The 14,007-nt window shown below is 68.1% G+C and carries 10 protein-coding genes; 3 read left to right on the top strand and 7 right to left on the bottom strand.

Annotated features, from left to right (window positions below; all coding sequences use genetic code 11):
- Positions 1–170: 170 nt before the first annotated feature.
- Positions 171–602 carry a nuclear transport factor 2 family protein gene (locus OK015_RS10675; protein ID WP_268132618.1) on the bottom strand — a complete coding sequence of 144 codons (432 nt, stop codon included), beginning with the start codon at positions 600–602 and terminating at the stop codon, positions 171–173.
- 227 nt (positions 603–829) lie between these two features.
- Here OK015_RS10675 and OK015_RS10670 point away from each other — a divergent pair, with 227 nt between their 5' ends.
- Positions 830–1,723 carry a D-alanyl-D-alanine carboxypeptidase family protein gene (locus OK015_RS10670; protein WP_268131264.1) on the top strand — a complete coding sequence of 298 codons (894 nt, stop codon included), beginning with the start codon at positions 830–832 and terminating at the stop codon, positions 1,721–1,723.
- Positions 1,724–1,730: 7 nt separating this feature from the next.
- Here OK015_RS10670 and OK015_RS10665 read toward each other — a convergent pair whose 3' ends face one another.
- The 5 genes from OK015_RS10665 to ffh all read right to left on the bottom strand — a co-directional run bounded on the left by OK015_RS10665 (position 1,731) and on the right by ffh (position 8,694).
- A complete protein-coding gene (locus OK015_RS10665) occupies positions 1,731–2,333 on the bottom strand; it encodes a TetR/AcrR family transcriptional regulator (RefSeq protein WP_268131262.1) in 603 nt (200 codons plus the stop codon).
- Positions 2,334–2,342: 9 nt separating this feature from the next.
- Entirely contained in the window at positions 2,343–4,136 is a 1,794-nt protein-coding gene (locus OK015_RS10660; RefSeq protein ID WP_268131261.1) for an N-acyl-D-amino-acid deacylase family protein, read from the bottom strand.
- Between the two features lie 97 nt (positions 4,137–4,233).
- On the bottom strand, positions 4,234–5,979 hold the full coding sequence (locus tag OK015_RS10655; protein WP_268131259.1) for a serine/threonine-protein kinase: 1,746 nt from the start codon (positions 5,977–5,979) through the stop codon (positions 4,234–4,236).
- Positions 5,980–6,044: 65 nt separating this feature from the next.
- Positions 6,045–7,115 carry a metal-dependent hydrolase family protein gene (locus OK015_RS10650; protein ID WP_268132616.1) on the bottom strand — a complete coding sequence of 357 codons (1,071 nt, stop codon included), beginning with the start codon at positions 7,113–7,115 and terminating at the stop codon, positions 6,045–6,047.
- Positions 7,116–7,128: 13 nt separating this feature from the next.
- Positions 7,129–8,694, bottom strand: coding sequence for a signal recognition particle protein (gene ffh, locus OK015_RS10645; protein WP_268131257.1), 1,566 nt, complete (start codon positions 8,692–8,694; stop codon positions 7,129–7,131).
- A gap of 148 nt (positions 8,695–8,842) precedes the next feature.
- Here ffh and OK015_RS10640 point away from each other — a divergent pair, with 148 nt between their 5' ends.
- Together OK015_RS10640 and OK015_RS10635 are read left to right on the top strand one after the other, a co-directional pair.
- Complete coding sequence (locus tag OK015_RS10640; RefSeq protein WP_268131255.1) at positions 8,843–9,649, top strand: alpha/beta hydrolase; 807 nt, start codon at positions 8,843–8,845, stop codon at positions 9,647–9,649.
- Positions 9,650–9,792: 143 nt separating this feature from the next.
- Positions 9,793–11,520, top strand: a complete 1,728-nt coding sequence (locus OK015_RS10635; protein ID WP_268131253.1) for a DEAD/DEAH box helicase — start codon at positions 9,793–9,795, stop codon at positions 11,518–11,520.
- A gap of 4 nt (positions 11,521–11,524) precedes the next feature.
- On the opposite strand, the gene OK015_RS10630 is transcribed toward OK015_RS10635, so the two are convergent.
- On the bottom strand, positions 11,525–13,999 hold the full coding sequence (locus OK015_RS10630; protein WP_268131251.1) for a [protein-PII] uridylyltransferase: 2,475 nt from the start codon (positions 13,997–13,999) through the stop codon (positions 11,525–11,527).
- Positions 14,000–14,007 lie beyond the last annotated feature (8 nt).

The raw sequence follows: 14,007 nt of genomic DNA, 5'->3' as shown, positions 1-14,007 counted from the left end.
GCGATCGGGGCGGGATGCCCGGGTCCGGTTTTGCCTCGCGTGTATGACCGCCGAACAAGCACCCCGGGCAGGGGCGGGTCACGCGGCGGACAGCCGCCCATTGTGCCAGAACGAGGGGCTTCAGCAGAAATTCGCCCAGCCGCGGCGCCTGCGCGGCGTTCGAGGCGGCCTCACATGATCTTCTGGAAGACCTTCGTCTCGACCCGGCGCGTCATCCGCCAGCCCTCCGGCCTACGCACGAACTCGTCGTCGTACCAGAGCCCGCAGAACATCACCTGGTCTTGCTTGGTTTCGCGGCCGCCGGGAAAGACCATCGGGTTGAAGCAGATAACCCGTGACGAGGCCTTATCGCCGTCGATCTGCACCGAGAAGTTCCCGAGCATGTGCGCGTACACCGGAAACGTCGGCAGCACCTCCGACAGCCACTTCTTGACCTCGGGAAAACGGCCTTCGATCCCACCTAGGGCCGTGTAATCGATGTATGCGTCTTCGGTGAATACCTTGTCCAAATCGTCGAATCGCCGCTGGTCAATGGCGGTGGAATAGTCCACCATCAGCTGCTGGATCTCCAGACGGTCGGAAATTTCGGCCAGGCTCAACATGCCTCGATTCAACACGATCCGCGAGCGGGGTTCGGCTCGGCTGGTCGCCATTCGTCTCGGTCCATCGCCGACCGAGTCGAACCAGCACGAGCGATTGCGGAATTCGCGTGCCGGGCCCACGTTCGAGCTCGCCGGCGGCATGGTCGATCGGGTCGAGATCGCCGAGATGCCCGTGAGGTAGCGGCTCCTTGGGCGCTTCCGGGGCCAGGAAGTTACACTTTGCGCCCATGCGGAAACTCGTCGCCGCACTCGCTGCTCTGCTCACGGTCGCCGGTGCCGGCATCAGCGCCGCCGCCGCCCCGACGTCGCGGGCCGACGCCATGCAGCCGATCGGATCGGTCCCGATCCCCGACGGCCCGGCCCAGACCTGGATCCTTGCCGACCTCGACAGCGGTCAGGTGCTGGCCGACCGCGACGCGAACGTCGCCCATCCGCCCGCGAGCACGATCAAGGTGCTGCTGGCGCTGGTGGTCCTCGACCGGGTGAACCTGGACTCCACCGTCGTCGCCGATGTCGCCGACACCCAGGTCGAGTGCAATTGCGTGGGCATCAAACCCGGCCGCACCTACACCGCGCGGCAGCTGCTCGACGGGCTGCTGCTGGTCTCCGGCAACGATGCCGCCAACACGCTGGCGCAGCTGCTGGGCGGCCCCGACGCGACGGTGGCGATGATGAACGCGAAGGCCGCCTCACTCGGGGCGACCAACACCCACGCGGCCACCCCGTCTGGCCTGGACGGCCCCGGTGGCTCCGGCGCCTCGACCGCACACGACCTGGCGGTCATCTTCCGGGCCGCGATGGCCAACCCGCTGTTCGCCCACATCACCGCCGAGCCGTCGGCGATGTTCCCGGGCGACGGGCCTGGTGGGGGCGACCAACTGATCACCAACCAGGACGAACTGCTGACCCGCTATCCCGGCGCCATCGGCGGCAAGACCGGGTTCACCAACGCCGCGCGCAAGACCTTCGTCGGCGCCGCTTCCCGCGGCGGACGCCGGTTGGTGGTGGCGATGATGTACGGGCTGGTCAAGCCGGGCGGACCGACGTACTGGGATCAAGCCGGCAGCTTGTTCGACTGGGGTTTCGCGCTCAACCCCCAATCCAGCATCGGCTCGCTGTAAACGGTTGCTAGGGACCCTCATTCGGCACTAGTCCGGTTATCAACTTGGATAGCAACGCAATTCGTCGCTCCTCGATGTCCGGCTCCGGAAAAATTCCCCGCACGATCGCCGCGCCGTCGAAGACGTTCGTCATCAACGCCACCAGAACCGGGAACGTCTCGTCTCCGATGGCCTCGGCGCCCGGCAATGCCCGGGCGGCGTCGAGAATCTTCGCGGTGTACTGCACCAGCACATCGCGCAGGTGGGCATTGAGCTTCTCGTCGGTGCGCGCGGCGATCATCAGTTCGTAGAGCACCGCGTTCGTGGGTCCTCCGGTGATGTCGCGCAGGATCGTCAGCGCCGCTTCCAGGGCCGGCCGGTCGGCCGGGATCTGGGCGACCTGCTTGGTGAATGAATCCACCTGCCGGCGCAGCACTTCCGACGCCGTCGCCGCCATGAAGTCGCTCATCGTCTCGAAGTGACGGAACAACGCACCGACCGACACCCCGGCCCGCTTGGTGATCACGGCTGCGGATGCCCGCGCGTAGCCGACCTCGACGATGCTGGCGATGGACGCCTCGAGCAACCGCCCGACGGTTTCCTCACGACGTTGCTGCTGGGTCCTGGCCATCTCGAACGCTCACACCAGTGCGGCGGAGCGCTGCTCGCGCTCACGACGCGCACCCGCCCGCAGGTAGCGGCCCGACTTCACGGTCCGCCCGTAGCCCTCGCGGAACCGGCCCGCACGGAAGACCACGGCGCCGTTGACGCCGGTGGCGACGACGGCCTCGTCGTTGCGATTGACCATGCGCCGCAGCCCGCCGTAGAAGGGGACCTCTTCCTCGTGGTAACCGTCGACCGCGTCGTTCAGGCCGGCCGGGTCGATCACCACGAAGTCCGCGCGGTCGCCCTGCCGCAGGGTTCCGGCGTCGATGCCGAACCAGTCCGCCAGTTCGCCGGTCAGGCGATACACCGCCCGTTCGGTGGACATGAACGGCGCACCCGCCCGGTAGGCGTCGCGAGTCCGCTTGAGCAGCTTGATTCCGAAGTTGTAGAAGGCCATATTGCGCAGGTGCGCACCGGCATCCGAGAAGCCCATGTGCACGCTGTCCTCGTTGGCGAGTGCGTTGAGCAGCTTGGGCCGGTGGTTGGCCACGATGGTCGTCCACCGCACGTTGCGTTCTCCGTTTTCGACGAGCACATCGAGGAACGCGTCGAGCGGGTGCAGGCCGCGCTCGTCGGCGATCGCACCAAAGCTCTTGCCGATCAACGATTTATCGGGACACTCGACGATGACCGCATCATGGAAGTCGCGGTGCCACAACGACGGCCCCAGCTTGATGCGGTCGAACTGCTCCCGGAACTTGCGGCGGTAGGACTCGTCGGCCAGTAACTCGTTGCGCTGCAATTGGTCGCGCAGGTGCAGGGCGGCCGTGCCGGCGCCGAACTCCTCGAAGACCGGCAGGTCGATTCCGTCGGAGTACAACTCGAACGGCACCGGCAGATGCTGGAACCGCACGCTGGAGCCCAGCACTTTGTTCGCCAGGCGCGTGGCCGGCCCGAACACGTAGACGGCCAACGGATTCGACTTGGCGTCCGCGGACACCAACAGACTCATCCGGACTCCCTTGCGGCGCCCGAACATTCGGCTGCTGGTCAGGAAGAACATCAGCGCCGTGGCCGCGTTGTTGACATCGGGTGCGCTCTGCAGAATCCGGCCGCGCTTGCGCAGCACCTCGATCAGCTTGCGCCGTTCCCGCCACGTCGCGAAGGTGGACGGCAACGCCCGCGAGCGGAACCGGTCGCCGTCGAGTTTGTCGATCGCCGCGTCCATGCCCGACATGCCGAGCATCCCGGCTTCCAGCGCGTCGTCAAGCAGTGCCGCCATCTTTCGCAATTCGGCGTCCGTGGGCTTGACGGCCGCGTCGGTGGCTCGCTCCAGTCCGAGCACGGTGCTACGCAGGTCCGAATGACCAAGCAGCGAACCGATATTCGGCCCGAGCGGCAGCGCGTCGATTGTCTCGATATATTCGGCGGCGGTGGTCCAGGTCCGGTTGGCTTCCAGCGCGCCGAGGACGAATTTGCGCGGCACCGCCTCGACCCGGCTGAACAGATCGGCGGCGTCTTCGGTGCTCGCGTACACGGTCGACAGCGAGCAGTTGCCCAGCAGCACCGTGGTGACGCCGTGGCGCACCGACTCGCGCAGGCCCGGGTCCAGCAGCACTTCGGCGTCGTAGTGGGTGTGCACATCGAGGAAGCCGGGCATGATCCACTTGCCCGCCGCATCGATCACCTCGGGGCAGCCCGCCTCGTCCAGTGGCCCGGCCGACACCGTGGCCACCACGCCGTCGCGGATACCCAGCGTCCGGGTGTGCGGCGCGCTGCCGGTTCCGTCGAACCACAGTCCGTCGCGGATGATCACGTCGTACGTCATTTCGCCTCCCGGTCGATTGCGGGCGAACCTATCATAGATAGTGAGTGCTCGCAATCTTTTCCGAACAACGCGCTCCTACGATCCACACGCCGTGCGTTTAGCGAGACTTGGGCGGCGCCCCAGGTGGCTTCGGGGCACTCGGCGGCGCGGGTGTGCCGGTGCTCGGCGGGTCGGCGGATTCGGGGACCGATACGGGGTCCGGCACGTAGACGCCAGTCGGGGTGTCCGCGGCCCGGGTCAGCTTGGCCGGCACCCGGACCGTCGCCCCCCGCTGGCCACACTCGTCGGTTTGCACGCCAAGTTCCATCTCGCCGACCAGGTCACCCTGCGGGTTGGGCCGTAGCACCAGTTTCTGCACCGTGGTCTGCGATTTTGCCGCGCCGCTGGCCGTTTCACACGGAAACGGCACGGTCTCCGGCCGCGACTGCCATTGCCCATCGGTGAACCGAAAGATGACCGGACGAGCGCCGGGGGCCGGCTGGCTGTGGTCGTTGTTGTCGAGCATTATCGCCGCCGCCGAGCAGTACGACGGCGTGCACGACGAGCGGAATGCCCACCAGGTGGTGACGTCCGGCGGTTGCGGGCTCGGCGTGTAATCGAAGGTCTGCTTGGACCGCTGCACCTCCAGGCGATAGGTGCCGTCCAGTGCGGCGGGCGGACCGGACGAGGTGCTGGGCGGCGGCACGGCGGCCGGAACGGACGCGCTGGGCGGAGCACTCGCCGCGCGCGCCGCGGTCGACTCCATCTTTCGCCCGGTGATGATGCCGAACGCGAACAGCCCGATCAGCGCCACGATCGCGGCGGCGCGGACCACGATCTTGCGGGTTCTGCGCCGCGTCGGCAGGGTGGCCGCCTGATCGCCGTCCGCCGCCCCCTCTTTGGGCCCGCTAGGGCCCGCGTTACCGCCGAACGGTTCGATACGCGCCAAGTCATCGTCGGGGGACCAGCCGTAGGCCGGATACTCGGCGACGAAAACGGCTTCGGAACTGCGATCTGCAGTCTCGACCACGGACAGCGCGTTGGCGGCATCAGCGAACTGGCGGCAGCTCGCGAACCGGTCGACGGGCCTTTTGGCCAGCGCTCGCAAGAACACCCGATCCAGCTGCGCCAATTCCGGACGCTGGTCACTGAGTTTGCGCGGCGGGGCGGTCAGCAAATCGCGCAGCGCGGCGGCCGGATTGAGATACTCGGTCGGGGGCGCACCCGTCAACAGGTGAAATGCCGTGGCCGCCAGCGCATACTGATCGGCGCGCCGATCGACGTCGACTCCCATCAGCTGCTCGGGCGCGGCGTAGCCCACCGTGCCGACCGGGACGTGCGACCCGACCACCCCGGAGTGCTCGCCCAGTGGCCTGGCTATTCCGAAGTCCGACAACAGAATCCGTTGCTCGCCGTCGGCCGGACTGGTCAGCAGAATGTTGGCCGGCTTGACGTCGCGATGCAGCAGTCCGCGTTGGTGGGCATAGTCCAGCGCGTCGGCCGCCGCGGCGAGGATCGCCAGCACTTCACCGACGGGCCACACCGCCGGAAATCGGTCCTTGAGCAGCTGCGCGGCGTTGCTGCCCTCCACGTAGTCCATCGCGGCCCAGAGCTGTCCGTCGAAGTCGCCGCGGTCGTGCACCTCCACGATGTGCGGGTGATACAGACTCGACACGGTCGCGGTCTCCGACAGAAAATCGCGGCGGAATTGACGGTCCGACGACAACGTCAGCGACAGAACCTTCAGCGCCTGCCAGCGCGCCGAACGAGGATCCTGAACTAGGTAGACCTCACCAGTCACCCCGGATCCAAGCCTTCGAGCGACGGTATAACCGGCAAAAACCGCGCCGCTGGCCAACGCCATCGGCATATTCTATCCGCCACCGTGGCGCCGCGCTGATTCGGAGTCCGGGCGGCGCTGGGCGTGCTTCAGGGCCGAAACGCGTTGCCGCGCAGGATCACCAGGTCCGGTTGGGCCAGCACGTCGGGACCCTGCCGCGGGTCCTGCGCGTAGCAAACCAGATCCGCGGACGCCCCGTGCTCGCACCCGGGCCGGCCCAGCCATTCACGGGCATCCCAGCACGCCGCGCCCAGCGCGTCGGTGGGGCTCATCCCGATCCCCTTGAGGGCCTCGACCTCGTCGACGATCCGGCCGTGCGCGATCATCGTGCCGGCGTCACTTCCGGCGTAGATCGGCACGCCGGCGTCCACGGCCGCCGCGATCCGCTCGGGGCAGCGCGCGTACAGATCGCGCATGTGCGCAGCGTAAGTCGGGTACCGCTTCGCCGCGTCGGCGATGCCCGGGAAGTTGTCGAAGATGTTGATCAGGGTGGGGACCAACACCGTTCCATGCTCGAGCATCAGGGCGATGGTGTGGTCGGTCAGCCCGGTGCCGTGTTCGATGCAGTCGATCCCGGCCTTGATCAGCCCGGGCAAGGCCTCGTCGCTGAAGACGTGGGCGGTGACGCGGGCACCGTGCGCGTGCGCGGTGTCGATCGCCGCCTTGAGCACGTCGTCGGACCACAGCGGGGCGAGATCGCCGACGCCGCGGTCGATCCAGTCGCCGACCAGTTTGATCCAGCCGTCACCGCGCCGCGCCTCCTGCGCCACCGCGGCCGGAAGCTGCGATTCGTCTTCGAGCTCTTTCGCGAAGCCGGCCTGATAGCGCTTGGGCCTGGCGATGTGCTTTCCGGCCCGGATGATGCGCGGGAGATCGTCGCGGTCGTCGAGGCTGCGGGTGTCGGTCGGCGAGCCGCAGTCGCGCAGCAGCAACGCGCCGACAGCGCGCTCGGCCTCGGCCTGCACGATCGCGTCGTCGAGCGGGATCTCGCCGTGATGGCCGAGCCCGACGTGACAGTGGGCGTCCACCAGCCCGGGCAGGATCCAGCCGCCATCGAAGACGGTCTGCGCCCCGGCAACCCGCTCGGTGCTGAGGTGGCCGTCGACGATCCAGAGTTCCACCGCGGTCTCGTCGGGCAGTCCCCGACCCCGCACGTGCATCGGCACCGCGCGGCTACTTCTTGCCCGGGAACTTCAGCTTGGACAAATCGAAGTCGGCCAGGCCAGGCGGCAGCTCATTGAGGCCCTCGGGCAGCTGCGAAAGATCCGGGAACCCCGGCGGCATCCCTGCCATGCCGGGCATGCCGGGGACGAGCGGATTGCGGACCTTCGGCGGTGTTGGACCGCGGCCCCCCTTCTTGCCCTTCTTGCCCTTAGCGCCCTTGGCTTTTCGGTTCGTGGACTTGCGACCCATGCCCGGGATGCCCATGCCGCCGAGCATCGACGACATCATCTTGCGAGCTTCGAAGAAGCGGTCGACCAGCTGATTGACCTCGGACACCGCCACACCCGAACCGTTGGCGATGCGCAGCCGCCGGGAGGCGTTGATGATCTTGGGGTCGGCGCGCTCCTGGGGCGTCATGCCGCGGATGATGGCCTGCAACCGGTCGAGCTGGCGGTCGTCGACCTCGGCCAGCGCGTCCTTCATCTGTCCGGCGCCGGGCAGCATGCCCAGCAGGTTGCCGATCGGCCCCATCTTGCGGATCGCGAGCATCTGTTCGAGGAAGTCCTCGAGGGTCAGCTCCCCCGAACCGATCTTGGCGGCGGCGGCCTCGGCCTGCTCGGCGTCGAAAACCTGCTCGGCCTGTTCGATCAGGCTGAGCACGTCGCCCATGCCGAGGATGCGGCTGGCCATGCGGTCCGGGTGGAAGACGTCGAAGTCCTCGAGCTTCTCGCCGGTCGACGCGAAAAGGATTGGGACGCCGGTGACCTCGCGGACCGACAACGCGGCACCACCGCGGGCGTCACCGTCGAGCTTGGTCAACACCACGCCGGTGAAGCCGACACCCTCGCGGAACGCCTCGGCGGTGGTGACGGCGTCCTGGCCGATCATCGCGTCGAGCACGAAGAGCACTTCGTCCGGATCGACGGCGTCCCGAATCGCCGCGGCCTGGCTCATCAGCTCGTCGTCGATGCCCAGGCGGCCGGCGGTGTCGACGATGACGACGTCGTGATGCTTGGCGCGGGCCTCGGCGAGCCCGGCGGACGCGACGGCGACCGGGTCTCCGGGGCCGGATCCGGGTGACTCGCCCGGGTGCGGCGCGAAGACCGGCACCCCGGCCCGCTCGCCGACCACCTGCAGCTGGTTCACCGCGGCGGGACGCTGCAGGTCACAGGCCACCAGCAGCGGCGTGTGTCCTTGGCCGCGCAGCCACGCGGCCAGTTTCCCGGCCAGCGTGGTCTTACCGGAACCCTGCAGGCCGGCGAGCATCACCACGGTCGGCGGTGTCTTCGCAAACGCCAGCTGGCGGGTCTGGCCGCCGAGGATGCCGATGAGTTCTTCGTTGACGATCTTGACGACCTGCTGCGCCGGGTTCAGGGCACCGGACACCTCCGCGCCCCGGGCGCGCTCTTTGATCCGGCCGACGAACGCCCGCACGACGGGCAGTGAAACGTCGGCTTCCAGCAGCGCCAGCCGGATTTCGCGGGTGGTGGCATCGATGTCGGCGTCGGTCAGTCGACCTTTGCCGCGCAGCCCCTGCAGGGCACCGGTCAACCGGTCGGAGAGCGATTCAAACACCCCGCCAGCCTAGTGGTCCGCCGCGGACGCGGCAGCGGTGTCCCGGTCGGGCGCGGCGGGTCACCACTCATTCGACCGAGCGGGCGCACACGTGACCCGCCGGCTGGAGACCCTTGACGGGGCGGCCGCCGCCAGCAAATGTCAGTTCATGCTCGAGGTAATCGACAAGGGATCCCGCAGCCAGGACCATCCCGTGCCACTGCTCTTCGTGCATGGCGGCTGGCACGGCGCATGGTGCTGGGACGACCATTTCCTGGACTACTTCGCCGACGCCGGCTATCGCGCGGTGTCGATCAGCCTGCGCGGCCACGGCACCAGTCCCACCGCCAAGCCGTTGCACAAGGTGTCGATCGCCGACTACCTCGAGGACATCCGTTCGGTGGCCCACGAGCTGGGCGGCGAGCCGGTGCTCATCGGCCATTCCCTGGGCGGCTTCGTGGTCCAGCGCTATCTCGAACAGCATCGAGCCCCGGCCGCGGTGCTGGTGGGGTCCGTGCCACCGCAGGGCGTGCTCAGCCTGGCGGTGCGGGTCTGGCGCCGCCGGCCGTCGATGACCATGGAGGCCTGGAGCGACCGCACGCTGCTGAAATTCCTCGCCACCCCGGCGCTGGCCCGTGAGTACCTCTTCTGCCCCGACACGCCCGAGGCCATCGTGGAATCCTGCCGGCAACGTGCCGGAGCCGAGAGCATTCGCGCCGCCATGACCGATCCGATGGTTCGCCGCGTCCGGACCCGCCGGGTCACCACCCCGATTCTGGTCCTCGGCGCCCTGTACGACGGCTTCGTCAGCGTCGACGAGGTGCGGGCCACGGCGCGCGCCTATGCGACCGAGCCGGAATTCTTCGCGATGGGTCACAACATGATGCTCGAACCGGGCTGGGCGGACGTCGCCGAACGGATCGACGCGTGGCTGCAGACCCGCGATTTAGCGAATCAGTCACAGCTTTCGGGCTAACCCCGGCACGTCGCTGCAGCGCCGAAAAGCGTTGCCATGCTACATTTCACACCCGCCGCCACGCTGATTAGCATCGCGGGCCGGGGCCTAAGACTGTGACAGGGCGCGATCGGCGAACGGCGCGCCGGAGGGGAGCTGTGTCGATGCAGCCGGTCAGCGCCGTCGACGCGAGCGTTGGAGTCGACACTCGACCGCTGCGGGGCTGGCAGCGCCGCGCGTTGGTGAAGTACGTGGCCGCCGAGCCCCGCGACTTCCTCGCCGTGGCCACCCCCGGATCCGGGAAGACGACGTTCGCGCTGCGGGTGGTCGCCGAACTGCTGAACAGTCGCGCCGTCGAGCAGATCACCGTCGTGGTGCCCACCGAGCACCTCAAGGTGCAGTGGGCGCAGGCCGCGCAACGGTACGGCATCGCGCTCGACCCGAGGTTCTCCAACACCAGCCCGCAGACATCGCCGGAGTATCACGGCGTCATGGTCACCTACGCCCAGGTCGCCTCGCATCCGACGCTGCACCGGGTGCGTACCGAGCAGCGCAAAACCCTGGTCATCTTCGACGAGATCCACCATGGCGGCGACGCCAAGACCTGGGGCGACGCCATTCGCGAAGCCTTCAGCGACGCGACCCGCCGACTTGCCTTGACGGGCACGCCGTTTCGCAGCGACGACAGCCCCATCCCGTTCGTCACCTACGAATCGGGAGCCGACGGGATACGCCGTTCGCAGGCCGACCACACCTACGGCTATGCCGAAGCGCTCGCCGACGGTGTGGTGCGCCCGGTGGTGTTCCTTGCCTACTCCGGGCAAGCGCGCTGGCGGGACAGTGCGGGCGAAGAGCACGAAGCGCGCCTCGGCGAACCGCTGTCCGCCGAGCAGACCGCGCGGGCGTGGCGTACCGCGCTCGACCCGGCCGGCGAATGGATGCCCGCCGTGATCACCGCCGCGGATCAGCGGCTGCGCCAGCTGCGCACGCATGTGCCCGACGCCGGCGGCATGATCATCGCGTCGGACCAGACCGCCGCCCGCGCGTACGCCACGCTGCTGACGAAACTGACCTCGGAAGCGCCGACGCTGGTGCTCTCCGACGATCCCGGGTCGTCGGCCCGCATCTCCGAGTTCGCCGAAAGCACCGGTCGCTGGCTGGTCGCGGTGCGCATGGTGTCCGAAGGTGTCGACGTCCCCCGGCTGTCGGTCGGGATCTACGCCACCAGCGCCTCGACGCCGTTGTTCTTCGCCCAGGCGATCGGGCGGTTCGTGCGGTCCCGGCGGCCGGGAGAGAGCGCGAGCATCTTCGTGCCGTCGGTGCCCAACCTGCTGATGCTGGCCAGCGAGTTGGAGGCCGAGCGCAACCACGTGCTGGGCGAACCGCACCGCGAATCCCTCGACGACCCCCTCGACGCCGATCCCGCCGTCCAGACACAAACCGAAAAATCGGAACTGGAAAAGGGTTTCATCTCGTTGGGCGCCGACGCCGAACTGGATCAGGTCATCTTCGACGGATCCTCGTTCGGCACCGCCACCCCGGCCGGAAGCGACGAGGAGGCCGACTACCTCGGCATCCCGGGGTTGCTCGACGCCACCCAGATGCGGGCCCTGCTGCACCGCCGCCAGGACGAGCAGCTACAGAAGCGGGCCGCCTCCGGGCAAGCGACACCGGTGACGTCGGCGTCCGGGTCCATGCACGGACAGCTCCGCGAGCTGCGTCGCGAACTCAACGCGCTGGTGTCGGTAGCCCATCACCGCACCGGCAAGCCGCACGGATGGATCCACAACGAGCTTCGCCGGCGCTGCGGCGGGCCGCCGATCGCCGCAGCGAGCCGCGACCAGCTCAAGGACCGGATCGTGGCGTTGCGGCAATTCAATTCGGAGCAGTAGGGACTTAATCGCGGACGGGCTCGTCGCCCACCGCATCCGCGGTGGCGCCCAACACCGCCAACAGGTGCTTCTCGATCGCGGCTCGCGCGGCGCTGTCGTGGTCCCCGTTCGACTCGACGGTCACGCAGAACACGTCGGTCGCCGTCGATCCGAACGTGTTGACCTTGGCCCAGGCGATGTCTGCTCCCGCACGCTCGAGCCCCTGCGCCAGCAATGCGAGCAACCCGATCCGGTCCATGGCGCGGACTTCCACGACAAGGTTGCCGGGTGCCACGGAATCGAGCCACAGGATGCGGGGCGGCGCGGTCGAACGCGTCAGCGGCGCCCCCAACTGAATCTCGCCGGCGCGCGCCATCGCCGAGCTGGCCGCGTCGCTGTCGCGCTTCTCGAGCGTGCCGAGGACATCGACGTCACCGTTCAGCGCACCGACGAACTGCTGCCGCAGCAGGCCCGCTTCGGGCGGAGAACCGAAATGCGGCGACACCACGAACTCGGCGATCGCCACTCCCTCGTGGACGTTGACCGACGCCGAATGAACCCGCAACGAGTTCAGCGCCAGCACGGCCGCGGCCTTCGACATCATTCCCCGATTGTCCGGGCCAAGCATCACCGCGCGCATGCGCTCCCCGTCACCCGGCGTGATCTCCACGTGCACACCGTGATCGGCGGCCAGCGAAAGGTAATGCGGCATCGTCGGTTCGGCCTGCGGCAGCGGCTCACCCGCCATCAGAAGTCGGCAGCGACGCACCAGGTCGGCCACCAGGGAGGCTTTCCAGTCGCTCCATACCCCGGGCCCGGTAGCCCTCGAGTCCGCTTCTGCGAGCGCATGCAGCAATTCGAGCAGTTGCGCGTCCCCGCCCAGCGCCGTGGCCACCGACTCGATGGTTTCGGGATTGTTGAGGTCGCTTCGAGTCGCGGTGACGGGCAGCAGTAGGTGGTGGCGAACCATGCCGGACAGCGTGTCGACGTCCTGAGGTGCCAGTCCCAGCCGCTCGGCGACCGGAATCACCAGGTCGGCACCGAGGACGCAGTGATCCACGCCGCGGCCCTTGCCGATGTCGTGCAGCAGCGCGCCGAGCGCGAGCAGGTCCGACCGGGCCACGCGGGTGGTCAACGGTGCCGCGTTGACCACGGTTTCGACGATATGACGGTCCACCGTCCATTTATGTGAGACGTCGCGCGGCGGAAGGTCGCGGACCGCATCCCATTCGGGCAACAGCCGGCCCCACAGACCGGTATGGTCGAGCGCCTCGATCGTGTTCACCGCCGGGGGGCCGGCCAGGAGCACGACCAGCAGGTCATCCAACGCCTCCCCCGGCCAGGGAGCCGGCAGGTCGGGGGCGCTCGCGGCCAGCCGTTTCAGCGTGCCGGCGCCAATGGGTAGGTTGTTGGCGGCGGATGCGGCGGCGACCCGCAGCACCAAGCCGGGATCGGTGTCCGGTTGGGCCTCGCGCGCAAGCACGACCTCGCCGTCGAACTCGACCACGCCCTCGTCCAGCGGTCGCCGCTTCGGGCGGCGCACCAAGGCGGAAATCCCCCGCCGCGGCAATGCGTTTTGCGCGGTACGCAGGGCGGTTTCGGAATGGTAGGCGATGGTCCGGCCCGAGTTGGAAAGCATGCGCGCCAAGGTGAATCGATCGCCAAGGCCCAACCTGGCGCTGATCTCGTCGCCGAACTGGGCCAGCAGCTGATCGCGTCCGCGGCCGGATGCCCGATGCAATTCGGTGCGCACATCGAGCAGCGTGCGATGGGCGGCATCGAGCGAGCCCGCCGGCATGTCCGGGTTGGCCATCCCGTGGCGGTCGATGAGCTGTGCGAGCGCCAGCGCGTTGATCAGTTGCACATCGCGCAGGCCGCCGCGACCCGCTTTCAGTTCAGGCTCGGCCCGTTGGGAAATCCGGCCGCACCGCAGCCATCGGGCATTCGTCATTTCGACGAGCTCGTCCATCCGGGACCGAATTGCAGTGCGCCACTGCCGTCGTACCCCATCGATCAGCTGTGCAGCGAGCCCGGCGTCCCCGGCCACGTAACGTGCTTCCAACAGGCCCAGGGCGGCCGTCATATCGGAATTGGCGACTCCCAACGCCCCGGATACCGTTCGCACGCTGTGGTCGAGCCGAATGTTGGCGTCCCACAACGGATACCACAGTTTATCGGCGACCTCTTGCAGTACATCGTCAGAGACGTTGTCGTGCAACAGAACTAAGTCAAGGTCGGAGTACGGCAATAGCTCGCGTCGCCCCAGGCCGCCGACTCCGACCAGCGAGTAGCCACTGCCATCGTCGATCCCGAGCTCGGTCGCCTTGGCGATCAGCCAGGATTCGTGCAGATCCAGCCATGCTTTCCGCAGTCCGGCGGCATCCAGTCCCTGACCATCTGCCAGCAGCTTGCGCCGCGAGGCGGCCAAATCGCTTGCCCCGCCAGCGCTTGCCGTTCCCGCTCCAGATGACCCGGACGGGTCGGGTGGGTTGTTTGTCATACCCTCCC

Source organism: Mycobacterium sp. Aquia_216, assembly GCF_026723865.1.
In the GTDB taxonomy this organism is placed as follows: domain Bacteria; phylum Actinomycetota; class Actinomycetes; order Mycobacteriales; family Mycobacteriaceae; genus Mycobacterium.
Note: the sequence above shows the minus strand (reverse complement) of the source record. Positions and strands in the feature narration are given on the sequence as shown.

What these genes read in the sequence shown, in the direction of transcription:
- OK015_RS10675 (WP_268132618.1), bottom strand. Translation starts at nt 602, where the DNA reads ATGTTGAGCCTGGCCGAAATTTCCGACCGTCTGGAGATCCAGCAGCTG.
- OK015_RS10670 (WP_268131264.1), top strand. Translation starts at nt 830, where the DNA reads ATGCGGAAACTCGTCGCCGCACTCGCTGCTCTGCTCACGGTCGCCGGT.
- OK015_RS10665 (WP_268131262.1), bottom strand. Translation starts at nt 2,333, where the DNA reads ATGGCCAGGACCCAGCAGCAACGTCGTGAGGAAACCGTCGGGCGGTTG.
- OK015_RS10660 (WP_268131261.1), bottom strand. Translation starts at nt 4,136, where the DNA reads ATGACGTACGACGTGATCATCCGCGACGGACTGTGGTTCGACGGAACC.
- OK015_RS10655 (WP_268131259.1), bottom strand. Translation starts at nt 5,979, where the DNA reads ATGGCGTTGGCCAGCGGCGCGGTTTTTGCCGGTTATACCGTCGCTCGA.
- OK015_RS10650 (WP_268132616.1), bottom strand. Translation starts at nt 7,115, where the DNA reads ATGCACGTGCGGGGTCGGGGACTGCCCGACGAGACCGCGGTGGAACTC.
- OK015_RS10640 (WP_268131255.1), top strand. Translation starts at nt 8,843, where the DNA reads ATGCTCGAGGTAATCGACAAGGGATCCCGCAGCCAGGACCATCCCGTG.
- OK015_RS10635 (WP_268131253.1), top strand. Translation starts at nt 9,793, where the DNA reads ATGCAGCCGGTCAGCGCCGTCGACGCGAGCGTTGGAGTCGACACTCGA.
- OK015_RS10630 (WP_268131251.1), bottom strand. Translation starts at nt 13,999, where the DNA reads ATGACAAACAACCCACCCGACCCGTCCGGGTCATCTGGAGCGGGAACG.